The organism is Sphingopyxis sp. GW821-FHT12F08, assembly GCF_058806755.1.
This window is the reverse complement of record NZ_JBXAQA010000016.1, coordinates 1-500: the sequence shown is the minus strand read 5'-3', so window position 1 is coordinate 500 and position 500 is coordinate 1. Positions and strand designations below refer to the sequence as shown.

The window sequence follows — 500 nt, the reverse complement described above, 5'->3', positions numbered from 1 at the left end:
GCGGCGGGCCGCCGCGTGGCGACGCTGACCACCGAATTTGTCCCCGGCCAGTGGGTGCAGGATCCGTACGATGAGTGGGATCCGGGCCATTATGAGCAGGGCTATTTTTACGAGCTGCGCGAGAGCTACACCTATGACGCGGCCGACCGCCTCGCTCAAACCACCCACACCATGGGGGCCTGGGTCTATGAGGGGATCGACCCGGTCACGGGTCTTGGCGACGGCGTGCCGTCGGGTGCGATCCCGTCGGCGGCCTCGACGGGGGGGACGCTGCGCTCGCAGATGAGCTACGACCTCTTGGGCCGGGTGACGCTTCAGCAGGATTATGAGGGCAACGGGACGACGGTCGCGTACAGCCGCTCGGCCTGGTACAATGCCAAGGGCCAGCTGCTCGAGGATTACACCTCGACGAAGAAGGGCAGCGACCTCTTCACCTCGCGCACGGGCTACGACTATGGCGTGGGCACGGGCTATGCGATGGGCAGCGTGGTGCAGTCGGC

At 66.4% G+C, this 500-nt stretch carries 1 protein-coding gene; it reads left to right on the top strand.

Annotated features, from left to right (window positions below; all coding sequences use genetic code 11):
* Positions 1-15: 15 nt before the first annotated feature.
* Positions 16-500: hypothetical protein (locus tag AC1RNQ_RS21440; protein ID WP_493174549.1), on the top strand; the 485-nt coding region annotated here is incomplete at its 3' end.